The following is a 14,656-nucleotide window of genomic DNA, read 5'->3' as shown; positions in this document are numbered from 1 at the left end:
ACCGGGGCTACAGTTTCGTAGGTCCGGTAAGCAACGCGCCACCGGGCTTTTCTTTAGGCGCAAAAGCGGAATTCCCTCCCCACAGCCCATCCCCTTTCTTACCGTGTTTTTTGAGCGGAATCGCGTTAGCATGAGACAGCACTCATTTATCTTGGGGAACTCATGGCTATCAAACTCATTGCAATCGACATGGACGGCACGCTGCTGCTGCCAGACCACACTATCTCTCCTGCCGTTAAAAACGCGATCGCTGCCGCACGCGCGAAGGGCGTGAATGTGGTACTGACCACCGGGCGTCCGTATGCGGGCGTGCACAGTTACCTGAAAGAGCTGCACATGAACCAGCCGGGCGATTACTGCATCACCTATAACGGCGCGCTGGTGCAGAAAGCCGCAGATGGCAGCACGGTTGCGCAAACGGCACTGAGCTACGACGACTATCTGTTCCTGGAAAAACTTTCCCGTGAAGTGGGCTCTCACTTCCACGCGCTCGATCGCAATACGCTCTACACCGCCAACCGCGATATCAGCTACTACACGGTACATGAATCTTACGTTGCGACCATTCCGCTGGTCTTCTGTGAAGCCGAGAAAATGGACCCGGCGACGCAGTTCCTGAAAGTGATGATGATCGATGAGCCGGAGATCCTGGATAAAGCCATCGCGCGTATTCCGGCAGAGGTCAAAGAGAAGTACACCGTGTTGAAAAGCGCGCCGTACTTCCTCGAAATTCTCGATAAACGCGTCAATAAAGGCACGGGCGTAAAATCACTGGCTGACGCGCTGGGTATTAAACCTGAGGAAATCATGGCGCTGGGCGACCAGGAAAACGACATCGCAATGATTGAATTCGCGGGGATGGGCGTCGCGATGGATAACGCGATCCCGTCGGTGAAAGACGTGGCTAACTTCGTCACCAAATCCAATCTGGAAGACGGTGTGGCGTACGCCATCGAGAAGTTTGTGCTGCAGTAACGCCTGTTTGCATTCATCGGCCTCGGTTATCAACCGGGGCTTTTTTTTGCGCTGAATTTATTTAATTGTTCTTTTTGTGATCTTGATTGTAGTACAACATTAAGTGATTGTACTACATTACAGCCATGGCAAAGACGAACTCCCTCACGTTTGTACTGCAAAAGTGAGGTGAAATTCGGCGGTCGCGGTAAAGTAGTCATGTACACAAAGAGCACAAGGACTCTCCATGACTCTCAATAAAACCGATCGCATCGTCATTACGCTGGGCACCCAGATTGTCGGCGGGAAATACGTTCCCGGTTCGCCACTGCCAGCAGAGGCTGAACTGTGTGAGGAATTTAAAACTTCGCGCAACATCATCCGGGAAGTGTTCCGCTCGCTGATGGCGAAGCGTCTGATTGAAATGAAACGGTATCGCGGCGCGTTTGTTGCCCCGCGCAACCAGTGGAACTACCTCGATACCGACGTATTGCAGTGGGTACTGGAAAACGATTACGACCCGCGGCTTATCGGCGCGATGAGTGAAGTCCGAAATCTGGTGGAACCGGCAATCGCACGTTGGGCAGCGGAACGGGCAATGTCCGGCGACCTGGCACAAATCGAGTCGGCTTTAAACGACATGATTGCCAATAACCAGAACCGGGAAGCGTTCAATGAGGCTGATATTCGCTATCACGAAGCGGTGTTGCAGTCGGTACATAACCCGGTATTACAGCAGCTTAGCGTGGCGATCAGCTCGCTACAGCGAGCAGTATTTGAACGTACCTGGATGGGCGATGAGGCCAACATGCCAAAAACGCTCCAGGAACATAAAGCGCTGTTTGATGCGATACGGCATCAGGATGGCGATGCGGCAGAGCAGGCGGCACTTACCATGATTGCCAGCTCGACACGAAGGTTGAAGGAAATCACATGACATCTCGCTACATCGCAATTGACTGGGGTTCGACCAATCTGCGCGCCTGGCTGTACCAGGACGAGCAGTGCCTGGAGAGCAGGCAATCAGAAGCAGGCGTAACGCGCCTGAACGGTAAATCCCCTGAGGCGGTGTTAGCAGAAGTGACGCAAAACTGGCGCGATAGCGCCACGCCGGTAGTCATGGCGGGTATGGTAGGCAGTAACGTAGGCTGGAAAACCGCGCCTTATTTGCCTGTTCCCGCCCATTTCTCTGCTATTGGCGATCGTTTAACGTCCGTAGGCGACAATATCTGGATTATTCCCGGTTTGTGCGTTTCTCGCGACGATAACCACAACGTGATGCGCGGCGAAGAGACGCAGCTCCTTGGCGCGCGCACGCTATCTCCTTCTTCTGTCTACGTTATGCCCGGAACGCACTGCAAGTGGGTCCAGGCGGATGCTGAGCAAATCCACGACTTTCGCACCGTGATGACCGGCGAGCTGCATCATTTGCTGCTCAACCATTCGCTGGTGGGGGCGGGTTTGCCGGAGCAAAAATCCTCGCCAGAGGCGTTTGCTGCTGGTCTGGCGCGTGGGATCGCCTGTCCTGTCGTTTTGCCGCAACTTTTTGAGGTTCGCGCCTCGCACGTGCTGGGCGATCTCCCGCGCGAGCAGGTCAGTGAATTTCTCTCGGGCCTGCTGATTGGCGCTGAGGTCGCCAGCATGCGTGACTTCATCGTGCACGAGCAGGCCATCACGATTGTCGCAGGCGCATCGCTAACGTCACGCTACGAACAGGCGTTCCGCGCTGTTGGGCTTACCGTTTCAACGGTACCCGGCGACACGGCATTTCAGGCAGGAATAAGGAGCATCGCTCATGCAGTGGCAAACTGACCTTCCCCTTATCGCGATTTTGCGCGGTATCACGCCCGATGAGGCGTTAGCGCACGTCGGCGCAGTTATAGACGCCGGGTTCGACGCGGTGGAGATTCCGCTCAACTCCCCACAATGGGAAAAGAGCATTCCGGCCGTGGTGGATGCGTTTGGTGATAAAGCGCTGATTGGCGCGGGGACCGTCTTACAACCGGAGCAGGTGGACCAGCTGGCAAAGATGGGCTGCAAGCTCATCGTCACCCCGAACATCCATCCTGAGGTGATCCGCCGTGCGGTGGGTTACGGCATGACCGTTTGTCCGGGATGCGCGACGGCCACAGAAGCGTTTACTGCCCTCGACGCGGGCGCGCAATCGCTGAAAATTTTCCCGTCCTCGGCTTTTGGTCCGGATTACATCAAAGCGCTGAAGGCGGTATTGCCCGCCAGCGTGCCGGTCTTTGCCGTGGGTGGCGTTACGCCAGAAAACCTGGGCCAGTGGATAAGCGCTGGCTGTGTGGGCGCGGGGCTGGGCAGCGATCTTTATCGCGCCGGACAGCCCGTTGAACGTACCGCACAGCAGGCGGCAGCATTTGTGAAAGCGTATCGAGAGGCAGTGAAATGAAAATAACCAAACTCACCACGTACCGTTTACCCCCGCGCTGGATGTTCTTGAAAATCGAAACCGACGAAGGTGTTGTGGGCTGGGGCGAGCCGGTGATTGAAGGGCGAGCCCGCACCGTTGAAGCTGCAGTGCATGAGCTGGGGGAATATCTGATTGGGCAGGATCCGGCACGCATTAACGACCTCTGGCAGGTGATGTATCGCGCGGGTTTCTACCGCGGTGGTCCGATTCTCATGAGCGCTATCGCCGGTATCGACCAGGCTCTATGGGATATCAAAGGTAAAGTGCTGAACGCCCCGGTCTGGCAACTGATGGGTGGCCTGGTGCGCGACAAAATCAAAGCCTATAGCTGGGTCGGAGGCGACCGCCCTTCGGAAGTGATCGACGGCATTACACAGCTGCGCAACATCGGTTTTGACACCTTCAAGCTCAACGGCTGCGAAGAGATGGGCGTCATCGACAACTCGCGCGCGGTAGACCGGGCGGTAAATACCGTGGCGCAAATCCGTGAAGCCTTCGGCAACGAGATTGAGTTCGGTCTGGATTTTCATGGGCGTGTCAGCGCGCCGATGGCGAAGGTGCTCATTAAAGAACTGGAACCATATCGCCCGCTGTTTATCGAAGAGCCGGTGCTGGCCGAGCAGGCCGAATACTATCCGAAGCTGGCTGAACAGACGCACATTCCTATCGCGGCGGGCGAACGGATGTTCTCACGCTTTGAATTTAAACGGGTGCTCGAAGCGGGCGGCATTGCGATCCTGCAGCCGGATCTCTCCCACGCGGGCGGTATCACCGAATGCTACAAAATTGCCGGCATGGCAGAAGCCTACGACGTGGCGCTGGCTCCGCACTGTCCGCTCGGACCAATCGCGCTGGCGGCCTGCCTGCATGTCGATTTTGTCTCCCGCAATGCCGTGTTCCAGGAACAAAGCATGGGGATTCACTATAACAAAGGCGCGGAGCTGCTCGATTTTGTGAAAAACAAAGAAGACTTCAGCATGGAAGGCGGATTCTTTAAACCGTTAACGAAACCGGGTCTGGGTGTTGAAATTGACGAAGCCAAAGTTATTGAGCTGAGTAAACATGCGCCGGACTGGCGTAACCCGTTATGGCGGCATGAAGACGGTTCAGTCGCCGAGTGGTAAATGCGCGTCATACTTCGCGCTGGTGAGGCGTTGGCTGCGCTTTCTTACCCCGGTCACATACTTTTGTATGCTCCCGGGGATGCGAAAACTTGCCGCCTTCCCCCCAGCACGAATTATTTAGCGCATTCTGGCTACGTTTTTAAATAAAAAAATAATTACACCCTCTGAAACTACAGGGCATGGTGAGCGGCTTCGCTATGCCCAAAATCTGGAGACAGATTGCGATGGATATTCCAGTTACTGCTGCAAAAACCGGGCGTCGCCGTTACCTGACGCTGTTGATGATCTTTATTACCGTGGTCATTTGTTATGTTGACCGCGCCAACCTTGCCGTGGCATCGGCCCATATTCAGGAAGAGTTTGGTATCACTAAAGCGGAAATGGGTTATGTCTTCTCGGCGTTTGCCTGGCTCTATACGCTTTGCCAGATCCCGGGCGGCTGGTTCCTTGACCGCGTGGGTTCACGTCTGACTTATTTTATCGCTATTTTTGGCTGGTCCGTGGCGACCTTGTTTCAGGGCTTCGCGACCGGACTAATGTCGCTGATCGGTCTGCGTGCCATCACCGGGATATTTGAAGCACCCGCGTTCCCGACCAATAACCGCATGGTGACCAGCTGGTTCCCGGAACACGAACGTGCCTCCGCGGTGGGCTTTTACACCTCCGGGCAGTTTGTTGGTCTGGCATTCCTGACGCCATTGTTAATCTGGATCCAGGAACTGCTGAGTTGGCACTGGGTGTTTATTGTTACCGGTGGGATCGGCATCATCTGGTCGTTTATCTGGATTAAGGTCTATCAGCCGCCGCGCCTGACCAAAAGCATCAGCAAAGCAGAGCTGGACTATATCCGCGACGGCGGCGGCCTGGTGGATGGTGATGCGCCCGTGAAAAAAGAGGCGCGCCAGCCGCTGACCAAAGCCGACTGGAAGCTGGTCTTCCACCGTAAGCTGGTGGGGGTTTACCTGGGGCAATTTGCGGTGACGTCCACGCTGTGGTTCTTCCTGACGTGGTTCCCAAACTACCTGACGCAGGAGAAGGGGATCACCGCGCTGAAGGCGGGCTTTATGACCACCGTACCGTTCCTTGCCGCGTTCTTCGGTGTCCTGCTCTCGGGCTGGCTGGCGGATAAGCTGGTAAAAAAAGGGTTCTCATTGGGGGTAGCGCGTAAAACACCGATTATCTGCGGATTGCTGATCTCCACCTGCATCATGGGTGCCAACTATACCAACGATCCGGTGTGGATAATGACCCTGATGGCAGTGGCGTTCTTTGGTAATGGTTTCGCATCGATTACCTGGTCGCTGGTGTCGTCCCTGGCACCGATGCGGCTGATCGGTCTGACCGGCGGTGTGTTCAACTTCGTTGGCGGGCTGGGTGGAATTACCGTGCCGCTGGTCATTGGTTATCTGGCCCAGGATTACGGTTTTGGCCCGGCGCTGGTTTACATCTCCGCCGTGGCGTTGATTGGCGCGCTTTCTTACATACTGCTGGTAGGTGATGTGAAACGAGTAGGCTAATCCACACAGATGTTTTACCCTGATGCGATAACTGCGCATCAGGGTATCCTCATGAAACAAATCACCTTCGCTTCCCGCAACCACCAGCTTACTAATATCAATACCTGGACGCCGGACAGCCAGTGGCTGGTCTATGACGTGCGTCCGTCAGGGGCGTCGTTCACCGGTGAAACCATCGAACGAGTTAATGTAGGCACGGGCGAGGTCGAGGTGATTTATTGCGCTACGGACGGCGCGCACGTTGGCGTGGTGACCGTTCATCCGGCACAGGATGAATACGTCTTTATCCACGGTCCGAAACACCCGGACGCGGACTGGCGCTACGATTTTCATCATCGCCAGGGGGTGATTGCGCATCACGGTCAGGTAAGCAATCTGGATGCGATGGATATCACCGCGCCCTATACTCCAGGCGCGCTGCGCGGTGGCAGCCACGTACATGTCTTCAGCCCGAACGGGCAGTTGGTCAGCTTTACCTATAACGACCATGTCATGCATATGCGCGATCCGAAGCTCGATTTACGCAACGTTGGCGTGGCGGCGCCTTTCGGCCCGGTGAATCCACAGGGGAACCATCCGCGTGAATATCCGGGAACCTTCTGGAGCGTGCTGGTCAGCCGCACGACGCCTAACCCACAACCGGGCAGCGACGAAATCAATCGCGCCTACGAAGAGGGCTGGGTGGGCAACGACAGGCTGGCGTTTATCGGCGATACCCTCTCAGCACAGGGCGAAAAAGTGCCTGAACTGTTCATTGTTAACCTGCCAGTAGATGAACAGGGCTGGAAACGTGCGGGTGATGCGCCGCTGCAGGGAACGCCAGAAATGCTGCCTGCGCCGCCAGCGGGCGTGATGCAGCGTCGGTTAACCTTCACGCACCACAACCGCTATCCGGGTCTGGTGAACGTGCCGCGCCACTGGGTGCGCAGTAACCCGCAGGCGACACAAATCGCGTTTCTGATGCGTGATGATAACGGCGTTGTGCAGCTGTGGCTGATCTCGCCTGAGGGCGGCGAGCCGCGCCAGCTCACCCACGCTGAGCGCGATATCCAGTCTGCGTTCAACTGGCACCCGTCCGGGAAGATGCTGGGATTTGTGCTCGAAAATCGGATTGCGTGCTGCGACGCACAGACCGGAGAGGTGACGTTTTTGACGTCCGATCACGGCAATCCACCTTCTGCGGATGCCGTCGTGTTTTCTCCGAACGGGCGCGTTATTGCATGGATGGAAGAGACGGGCGGTTTCCGTCAGCTTTGGATAACGGAAACCGCACAGAACTAGCGCGGAGGCATCTCGGCGGGCGGAATGACGGCGTTGGTCGCCAGGTTTTCCTGCTCGCTTTTCTCTACCCGTGAACGCACGGAGTCATCCTTACGGAATACATCCCACGGCAGCAGAAGCGTATCCGCTACTGCCGTAAACGGCATATCCAGGATAACCAGGGATTTGGTGCCCCAGTTGGTATCGTCATCGGAGATCATCGCCGCGCTGGCGCGCGTCCCCGGATATGTTCCTTCTTTACCGCCGGTGTGAGACATCACGCTCGAACACCCGCAAAGTAAAACTACCCCGCTGAACGTCGTCAGCTTTATCAGAACATTTTTCATCATCACTCAGTCATCGTTAATGTTACTGCATAGACCTGCAACTCAGGGTTATAGCGAGCCTTATCCGAAATGGATAGCTCGATAATCCCGCACTGTGGCAGTCATCGCAATTTAACCCTTTGTGCTGTTGTCCCAGAGTCTATGCGACAACCAGCAAAGTGCAAAAAAATCTCACATAAATAGTCTTGAAAAGCCCGGTTCCAGACCCATTTTAAGAATGTGACCCGATAACGAACGCGCCTGATGGGCGTTCGGGGGCACAAAGGCCTGTCCATGGTGGAAGGCTATAATTTCTCGCTGATTTCAGGAGTTTTATTTATGCGTAACTTCGATCTTTCTCCGCTATACCGTTCTGCAATTGGTTTTGACCGCCTGTTTAACCATTTAGAAAATAACCAAAGCCAGAGCAATGGCTACCCTCCATACAATGTCGAGCTGGTTGACGAAAACCACTACCGCATCGCGATTGCCGTTGCCGGTTTTGCAGAAAACGAACTGGAGATCACCGCGCAGGACAACCTGCTGGTGGTGAAAGGTTCCCATACGGCCGAGCAGAAAGAACGTACCTACCTCTACCAGGGCATCGCCGAGCGTAACTTTGAACGCAAGTTCCAGTTAGCCGAGAACATTCACGTCAAGGGCGCGAACCTGGTTAACGGCCTGCTGTTTATCGAACTGGAACGCGTGATTCCGGAAGAGAAAAAACCGCGCCGTATCGAAATTAACTAATCACGGGGGTCGCAAGCGCGGCCCACACAGACTTGCTTGCCGTAACGGGAGCATATGCGAATCCATCAGGATTTGCAGGAACAACTGCGCACAAAATTAAACTGTGCCGAACTCGCTTCTTAGAAGGAGATTTAGTATGCGTAACTATGATTTATCCCCTCTGCTGCGTCAGTGGATTGGTTTTGACAAACTGGCTAACGCCCTGCAAAGCACGACTGAGCACCAGACGTTTCCGCCGTATAACATTGAAAAAAGTGACGATAACCACTATCGCATCACCCTTGCGCTGGCCGGTTTCCGCCAGGAGGATCTGGACATCCAGCTTGAAGGTACCCGTCTGACCGTGAAAGGGACGCCGGAAAAACAGGAGACCGAGACTCAATGGCTGCATCAGGGGCTGGTTAATCAGCCGTTTAGCCTGAGCTTTACCCTGGCAGACCATATGGACGTGTCCGGTGCGACCTTTACCAACGGGCTACTGCATATCGATCTGACCCGTAACGTGCCGGAAGCCATCGCGCCGCAGCGTATCGCCATTAGCGAGCGGCCGGCGTTGAACAGTTAACAAGCCCGCCGAACCTGTAGGTCGGGTAAGGCGTAGCCGCCACCCGACACCGCTCACAGACCGCATAAGGCCCTGCCACGGCAGGGCTTTTTTGTGCGCCATCGCCCATACAACGCCCCACGGCTCTGAGAGAATCCCTGATATAACTAAGGTTATGGGCAGGGAGTGGATCATGAGTGATATCGCGTTAACCGTTAGCGTGTTGGCCCTGGTCGCTGTTGTGGGACTATGGATAGGCAATATCAAAATCCGCGGCGTCGGGTTTGGCATTGGTGGCGTGCTGTTTGGCGGCATTTTTGTCGGGCATTTTGCCGATCGGCTCGGGCTGGCTCTGAGCGCTGAAATGCTCCACTTTGTTCAGGAGTTCGGCCTGATCCTGTTCGTTTATACCATCGGGATTCAGGTAGGCCCTGGCTTTTTTGCCTCCCTGCGTGTCTCCGGACTACGGCTCAATCTTTTTGCGTTCGGCATTGTGGTCATGGGCGGGCTGGTCACCGCGATTCTGCACAAAATCTTTGATATTCCCCTTCCTGTGGTTCTGGGTATTTTCTCCGGCGCGGTCACCAACACCCCGGCGCTCGGTGCGGGCCAGCAAATCCTGCGCGATCTGGGGATTCAACCCGGTATTGTCGACCAGATGGGGATGAGCTACGCCATGGCCTATCCGTTTGGCATCTGTGGCATTCTGCTCTCCATGTGGCTGGTACGCGTACTGTTTCGCGTTAACGTCGAATCAGAGGCCAAAGATCACGAAACCACGCTGACCAACGGCCATATGCCCATCAAAACCATCAACATTCGCGTCGATAATCCCAACCTGAATAATATGGCGATTCAGGACGTGCCGATCCTGAACAGCGCCAACATCATCTGCTCCCGCCTTAAGCGTGACGATATGCTGATGGTGCCCGCGCCCGGCACCGTTATTCAGCAAGGCGATCTGCTACATCTGGTCGGCCAGCCCGGGGATTTAAACAATGCGCGACTGGTCATTGGTCAGGAAGTGGACACCTCGCTCTCCACGCGCGGCACCGATATGCGGGTGGAACGCGTTGTGGTGACCAATGAGCATGTTCTCGGCAAAAAAATACGCGATCTGCAGGTAAAAGAACGCTATGACGTGGTTATCTCCCGTCTGAATCGCGCGGGTGTTGAACTGGTCGCCAGCCCGGAAGCCAGCCTGCAGTTCGGGGATATCCTCAACCTGGTTGGTCGCCCGTCGTCAATTGACGCGGTGGCGGATATGGTGGGTAACGCCCAGCAAAAACTGCAGCAGGTACAGATGCTGCCGGTGTTTATCGGCATCGGCCTGGGCGTGCTGCTGGGCTCCATTCCACTGTACGTGCCGGGCTTCCCGGTGGCGCTTAAGCTGGGCCTGGCAGGCGGGCCGCTGATTATGGCGCTGATCCTCGGGCGCATCGGCTGTATTGGTAAGCTCTACTGGTTTATGCCGCCGAGTGCCAACCTGGCGCTGCGCGAGCTGGGCATCGTGCTGTTTCTGGCTGTGGTCGGGCTGAAATCCGGCGGGGATTTTGTCGATACCCTGATCAAGGGCGAAGGGATGAGCTGGGTGGGTTACGGCATATTTATCACGGCAATCCCGCTGCTGACGGTAGGCATTCTGGCGCGGATGTTCGCCAAAATGAACTACCTGACGCTGTGCGGCATGCTGGCGGGCTCCATGACCGATCCCCCTGCGCTCGCGTTTGCCAATAACCTGCATGCCACCAGTGGTGCAGCGGCACTCTCCTATGCCACCGTCTACCCGCTGGTAATGTTCCTGCGCATCATCACGCCGCAGCTACTCGCGGTGCTGTTCTGGGGGATGAGCTAGCAGCACTTCCGGGTGGATGCGCCGCAGATGGTAGTCCACCTGGTAATCACTGGTATTACGGAACATCACGGAATAATTGAGGAACTCGCCGCTGTCGCTGTAGGAAAGTGACGTGATTCGCAGCAGTGGCGTCTGTTCCGGCAGGTTCAGGTAACCGGCCAGCTGTTTATCTGCCAGCACCGGCGTCAGGCTCTCATAGTTGCCGCTGATGGTGATCCCGCACTCTTTCTCGATGTAATCAAACTTTGACCCTTCCAGATGCGCCAGCGAGAGGTTGCGAAACAGCTTCACCGGCATAAAGCTGTCCTCCAGCATCAGCGGCTTCCCGTCCACGTAGCGTACCCGCCGGGAAAAGTAGATCCGCTCATCGACCTGAATCCGCAGCTGGCTGGCGATGGCGGGCGGCGCGGGCATCACTTCAAACTGCAACACTTTACTCTGCACCTCTTTTCCCTGCTGACGCAGCACCTCCACCAGCCCGGTCAGATTCGTGGTTTCGTGGTGAACGTCCTTACGCGAGACAAACGTGCCGCTGCCGTGCCGTCGCTCAACCAGCCCCCAGCTCACCAGCAGATCCAGCGCCTTGCGGATGGTCATGCGCGCCACGCCGAACTCCTGCGCCAGCGCTTTCTCACCCGGTAGCGGGCTGCCGATGTTGTAGTCCGACGAATTCAGCCGCAGCCGCAATCTGTCGGCAATAGATTTGTAGATCACCAGTAGACCTCTCTGCCCGCATCATGGCGTTGGTTACGTCTTCACATGTCCATATTTACAACGAAAAGTAGACCTCACTGGTCAAAATAAAACCATGAATGCGATCACGAATCGCAACGGCACGCCATGTTCGCGTATCAGTAAGTTCTTATGCTCACCTCAGGCCAGCAAAAAACCATAACGGCCTCTACCCCCTACAGGTTGTTACGTGAGGATTTAAAAATGCTCAGTCAAATACAACGTTTTGGCGGTGCCATGTTTACCCCGGTGTTGCTATTTCCGTTTGCCGGGATCGTGGTGGGAATCGCCATTATGCTTCGCAACCCGCTGTTTGTCGGCGAAGCCTTAACCGCCCCTGATAATCTTTTCGCGCAGATCGTTCACATTATTGAAGAGGGCGGCTGGGCGGTATTTCGCAATATGCCGCTGATTTTCGCCGTCGGTTTACCGATTGGCCTGGCAAAGCAGGCGCAGGGCCGCGCCTGTCTGGCGGTGCTGATTAGCTTCCTGACCTGGAACTACTTCATCAACGCGATGGGGATGACCTGGGGTCACTTCTTCGGCGTCGATTTCTCCGCCGAACCCACGGCGGGAAGCGGGCTGGCGATGATTGCCGGGATCAAAACGCTCGATACCAGCATCATCGGTGCCATTGTGATTTCTGGTATCGTGACCGCTATCCACAACCGCTATTTCGACAAGCCGCTGCCGGTTTTCCTGGGGATTTTCCAGGGCAGTTCGTTTGTCGTTATCCTCGCGTTTTTCGTCATGATCCCCTGCGCCTGGCTGACATTGCTGGGCTGGCCGAAAGTGCAGATGGGCATTGAGTCCCTACAGGCGTTCCTGCGCTCAGCCGGTGCGCTGGGCGTGTGGGTGTACACCTTCCTGGAACGCATTCTGATCCCAACCGGATTGCACCACTTCGTCTATGGCCCGTTCATTTTCGGCCCGGCGGCGGTGGAAGGCGGTATTCAGGTCTACTGGGCGCAGCATCTGCAGGAATTCAGCCAGAGTACCCTGCCGCTGAAAACCCTCTTCCCCGAAGGCGGGTTCGCGCTCCACGGCAACTCCAAGGTGTTTGGCTCGGTCGGGATTGCGCTGGCGATCTGGTACACCGCCTCAGCGGAAAACCGCGTCAAAGTGGCGGGGCTGCTGGTCCCGGCGACGCTGACCGCCGTGCTGGTGGGCATTACTGAACCGCTCGAATTTACCTTCCTGTTTATCTCGCCGCTGCTGTTTGCCGTTCACGCCGTGCTGGCGGCCACCATGGCAACGGTGATGTACACCTTTGGTGTGGTCGGCAACATGGGCGGCGGCCTGCTGGACCAGTTCCTGCCGCAAAACTGGATCCCGATGTTCCATAACCACGCCTCAACGGTCTTCACGCAAATTGGCATCGGCGTCTGCTTTACCGGCCTCTACTTCGTGGTCTTCAAAACGCTGATTGTGCGTCTGAACCTCAAAACGCCGGGCCGGGAAGAGAGCGAAATCAAACTGTACAGCAAGGCCGACTATAAGGCGGCACGCGGGCAAACCACTGCCACGGCGGCGGCCAGCCAGCAGGTCGGACAGGCCGCCGGATTCCTGCAGGCGCTCGGCGGTGCGGCCAATATCGAAAGCATCAACAACTGTGCCACCCGATTGCGTATCGCGCTGGTGGATATGGCGAAAACCCAAAGCGACGACGTCTTCAAAGCCCTGGGCGCACACGGTGTGGTGCGACGCGGCAACGGCATTCAGGTGATTGTCGGTCTGCACGTTCCTCAGGTGCGTGACCAGCTGGAATCGCTGATGAAAACCCCTTTAACGAATGAACAAACCACCCTGACAGAGGCTATATCATGAAAAAATTCTCAGTTGTCATTGCAGGCGGCGGCAGCACCTTTACGCCTGGTATCGTCCTGATGCTGTTAGCCAACCGTGATCGTTTCCCGCTGCGCGCCCTGAAGTTTTATGATAACGACGGCGCACGTCAGGAGACCATCGCCGAAGCGTGCAAAATCATCCTTAGAGAGCAGGCACCGGAGATTGAGTTTAGCTACACCACCGATCCTAAAGCGGCGTTTACCGATGTGGATTTCGTGATGGCGCATATCCGCGTCGGCAAATACCCGATGCGTGAAAAAGATGAGAAAATCCCGCTGCGCCACGGCGTGCTGGGCCAGGAAACCTGCGGGCCTGGTGGGATTTCCTACGGCATGCGCTCGATCGGCGGCGTGCTGGAGCTGGTAGATTACATGGAGCAGTACTCCCCGAATGCGTGGATGCTGAACTACTCCAACCCGGCGGCGATTGTCGCGGAAGCCACGCGCCGCCTGCGTCCGAATGCCAAAATCCTCAATATCTGCGATATGCCGATTGGCATCGAAGGACGCATGGCGCAGATCGTTGGCCTGAAAGACCGCAAAGAGATGCGCGTGCGCTACTACGGTCTGAACCACTTCGGCTGGTGGACCTCGATTGAAGATCTCAACGGTAACGATTTAATGCCGAAACTGCGCGAATACGTGGCGAAATACGGCTATGTTCCGCCTTCTGAAGATGCGCATACCGAAGCAAGCTGGAACGATACCTTTGCCAAAGCAAAAGATGTGCAGGCGCTGGATCCGGACACCATGCCGAACACCTATCTGAAATACTATCTGTTCCCGGACTACGTTGTTGCGCACTCTAACCCGGAACGGACCCGCGCCAATGAAGTCATGGATCACCGCGAGAAACATGTGTTCAGCTCCTGTCGGGCGATCATCGAAGCGGGTAATTCCGCCGCCGGGGAGCTGGAAATCGACGAACATGCGTCGTACATCGTCGATCTGGCGACCGCGATTGCCTTTAACACCCAGGAACGCATGTTGCTGATTGTGCCAAACAACGGTGCTATTCATAACTTTGATGCCGATGCGATGGTGGAAATTCCGTGTCTGGTGGGCCATAACGGACCGGAGCCGCTCACGGTTGGCGATATTCCACACTTCCAGAAAGGGTTGATGAGCCAGCAGGTGGCGGTGGAAAAACTGGTGGTGGATGCCTGGGAGCAGCGTTCGTATCAGAAACTCTGGCAGGCGATTACCCTGTCGAAAACCGTGCCGAGCGCGTCAGTCGCGAAAGCGATTCTGGATGACCTGATCGAAGCCAACAAAGAGTACTGGCCGGAACTGCACTAACCTTCCTGACCGGC

Annotated in this window: 14 protein-coding genes and 1 other annotated feature; of the genes, 12 read left to right on the top strand and 2 right to left on the bottom strand. The window is 56.0% G+C overall.

Going from position 1 to position 14,656, the window contains the following annotated elements:
* Positions 1 to 162 precede the first annotated feature (162 nt).
* From yidA to ACOTY9_RS18730, 7 genes are all read left to right on the top strand, one after another.
* Positions 163 to 975 (top strand): sugar-phosphatase, encoded by an 813-nt coding sequence (gene yidA, locus ACOTY9_RS18760; protein WP_014881907.1) that lies wholly within the window; start codon positions 163 to 165, stop codon positions 973 to 975.
* 226 nt (positions 976 to 1,201) lie between these two features.
* Complete coding sequence (gene dgoR, locus ACOTY9_RS18755) at positions 1,202 to 1,891, top strand: D-galactonate utilization transcriptional regulator DgoR (protein ID WP_348566032.1); 690 nt, start codon at positions 1,202 to 1,204, stop codon at positions 1,889 to 1,891.
* Positions 1,888 to 2,766, top strand: coding sequence for a 2-dehydro-3-deoxygalactonokinase (locus ACOTY9_RS18750; protein ID WP_032635237.1), 879 nt, complete (start codon positions 1,888 to 1,890; stop codon positions 2,764 to 2,766). The genes dgoR and ACOTY9_RS18750 overlap by 4 nt, the downstream gene beginning before the upstream one ends.
* Positions 2,750 to 3,367 carry a 2-dehydro-3-deoxy-6-phosphogalactonate aldolase gene (locus ACOTY9_RS18745; RefSeq protein ID WP_032635239.1) on the top strand — a complete coding sequence of 206 codons (618 nt, stop codon included), beginning with the start codon at positions 2,750 to 2,752 and terminating at the stop codon, positions 3,365 to 3,367. Before ACOTY9_RS18750 ends, ACOTY9_RS18745 begins: the two co-directional genes overlap by 17 nt.
* Positions 3,364 to 4,512, top strand: coding sequence for a galactonate dehydratase (dgoD, locus tag ACOTY9_RS18740; protein WP_023331670.1), 1,149 nt, complete (start codon positions 3,364 to 3,366; stop codon positions 4,510 to 4,512). Before ACOTY9_RS18745 ends, dgoD begins: the two co-directional genes overlap by 4 nt.
* Before the next feature lie 179 nt (positions 4,513 to 4,691).
* Positions 4,692 to 6,029: an MFS transporter gene (locus ACOTY9_RS18735; RefSeq protein ID WP_045269315.1), complete on the top strand. Its 1,338-nt coding sequence runs from the start codon at positions 4,692 to 4,694 to the stop codon at positions 6,027 to 6,029.
* 51 nt (positions 6,030 to 6,080) lie between these two features.
* On the top strand, positions 6,081 to 7,310 hold the full coding sequence (locus ACOTY9_RS18730; protein ID WP_348566031.1) for a DUF3748 domain-containing protein: 1,230 nt from the start codon (positions 6,081 to 6,083) through the stop codon (positions 7,308 to 7,310).
* On the opposite strand, the gene ACOTY9_RS18725 is transcribed toward ACOTY9_RS18730, so the two are convergent.
* Positions 7,307 to 7,639 carry a YceK/YidQ family lipoprotein gene (locus tag ACOTY9_RS18725; protein WP_014881914.1) on the bottom strand — a complete coding sequence of 111 codons (333 nt, stop codon included), beginning with the start codon at positions 7,637 to 7,639 and terminating at the stop codon, positions 7,307 to 7,309. The genes ACOTY9_RS18730 and ACOTY9_RS18725 overlap by 4 nt on opposite strands.
* 250 nt (positions 7,640 to 7,889) lie before the next feature.
* Positions 7,890 to 7,961 (top strand) — a sequence feature (ROSE (Repression Of Heat Shock gene Expression) occurs in the 5'-region of heat shock genes and acts as an RNA thermometer to modulate expression.).
* On the opposite strand from ACOTY9_RS18725, the gene ibpA reads away from it, so the two are divergent.
* From ibpA to ACOTY9_RS18710, 3 genes are all read left to right on the top strand, one after another.
* Positions 7,955 to 8,365: a small heat shock chaperone IbpA gene (gene ibpA, locus ACOTY9_RS18720; protein WP_008500162.1), complete on the top strand. Its 411-nt coding sequence runs from the start codon at positions 7,955 to 7,957 to the stop codon at positions 8,363 to 8,365. It overlaps the preceding feature by 7 nt.
* A 136-nt stretch (positions 8,366 to 8,501) precedes the next feature.
* Positions 8,502 to 8,930, top strand: a complete 429-nt coding sequence (ibpB, locus tag ACOTY9_RS18715) for a small heat shock chaperone IbpB (protein ID WP_014881915.1) — start codon at positions 8,502 to 8,504, stop codon at positions 8,928 to 8,930.
* A gap of 172 nt (positions 8,931 to 9,102) precedes the next feature.
* Positions 9,103 to 10,764 (top strand): putative transporter, encoded by a 1,662-nt coding sequence (locus ACOTY9_RS18710; protein WP_014881916.1) that lies wholly within the window; start codon positions 9,103 to 9,105, stop codon positions 10,762 to 10,764.
* Here the strand turns inward: ACOTY9_RS18710 and ACOTY9_RS18705 are convergent.
* Complete coding sequence (locus tag ACOTY9_RS18705; RefSeq protein WP_014881917.1) at positions 10,732 to 11,478, bottom strand: GntR family transcriptional regulator; 747 nt, start codon at positions 11,476 to 11,478, stop codon at positions 10,732 to 10,734. The genes ACOTY9_RS18710 and ACOTY9_RS18705 overlap by 33 nt on opposite strands.
* A 222-nt stretch (positions 11,479 to 11,700) precedes the next feature.
* Between ACOTY9_RS18705 and ACOTY9_RS18700 the strand changes: the two genes are divergently transcribed.
* Entirely contained in the window at positions 11,701 to 13,323 is a 1,623-nt protein-coding gene (locus ACOTY9_RS18700; RefSeq protein WP_348566030.1) for an alpha-glucoside-specific PTS transporter subunit IIBC, read from the top strand.
* Entirely contained in the window at positions 13,320 to 14,642 is a 1,323-nt protein-coding gene (locus tag ACOTY9_RS18695; protein ID WP_058690212.1) for a 6-phospho-alpha-glucosidase, read from the top strand. The genes ACOTY9_RS18700 and ACOTY9_RS18695 overlap by 4 nt, the downstream gene beginning before the upstream one ends.
* The last annotated feature ends 14 nt before the right edge of the window (positions 14,643 to 14,656 follow it).

It is taken from the genome of Enterobacter cloacae complex sp. SHL012 (assembly GCF_049237505.1).
GTDB lineage: Bacteria > Pseudomonadota > Gammaproteobacteria > Enterobacterales > Enterobacteriaceae > Enterobacter > Enterobacter kobei.
Note: the sequence above shows the minus strand (reverse complement) of the source record. Positions and strands in the feature narration are given on the sequence as shown.

What these genes read in the sequence shown, in the direction of transcription:
- ACOTY9_RS18725 (WP_014881914.1), bottom strand. Translation starts at nt 7,639, where the DNA reads ATGATGAAAAATGTTCTGATAAAGCTGACGACGTTCAGCGGGGTAGTT.
- ACOTY9_RS18735 (WP_045269315.1), top strand. Translation starts at nt 4,692, where the DNA reads ATGGTGAGCGGCTTCGCTATGCCCAAAATCTGGAGACAGATTGCGATG.
- dgoR (WP_348566032.1), top strand. Translation starts at nt 1,202, where the DNA reads ATGACTCTCAATAAAACCGATCGCATCGTCATTACGCTGGGCACCCAG.
- ibpB (WP_014881915.1), top strand. Translation starts at nt 8,502, where the DNA reads ATGCGTAACTATGATTTATCCCCTCTGCTGCGTCAGTGGATTGGTTTT.
- ACOTY9_RS18750 (WP_032635237.1), top strand. Translation starts at nt 1,888, where the DNA reads ATGACATCTCGCTACATCGCAATTGACTGGGGTTCGACCAATCTGCGC.
- yidA (WP_014881907.1), top strand. Translation starts at nt 163, where the DNA reads ATGGCTATCAAACTCATTGCAATCGACATGGACGGCACGCTGCTGCTG.
- ACOTY9_RS18710 (WP_014881916.1), top strand. Translation starts at nt 9,103, where the DNA reads ATGAGTGATATCGCGTTAACCGTTAGCGTGTTGGCCCTGGTCGCTGTT.
- ACOTY9_RS18695 (WP_058690212.1), top strand. Translation starts at nt 13,320, where the DNA reads ATGAAAAAATTCTCAGTTGTCATTGCAGGCGGCGGCAGCACCTTTACG.
- dgoD (WP_023331670.1), top strand. Translation starts at nt 3,364, where the DNA reads ATGAAAATAACCAAACTCACCACGTACCGTTTACCCCCGCGCTGGATG.
- ACOTY9_RS18700 (WP_348566030.1), top strand. Translation starts at nt 11,701, where the DNA reads ATGCTCAGTCAAATACAACGTTTTGGCGGTGCCATGTTTACCCCGGTG.
- ibpA (WP_008500162.1), top strand. Translation starts at nt 7,955, where the DNA reads ATGCGTAACTTCGATCTTTCTCCGCTATACCGTTCTGCAATTGGTTTT.
- ACOTY9_RS18730 (WP_348566031.1), top strand. Translation starts at nt 6,081, where the DNA reads ATGAAACAAATCACCTTCGCTTCCCGCAACCACCAGCTTACTAATATC.
- ACOTY9_RS18745 (WP_032635239.1), top strand. Translation starts at nt 2,750, where the DNA reads ATGCAGTGGCAAACTGACCTTCCCCTTATCGCGATTTTGCGCGGTATC.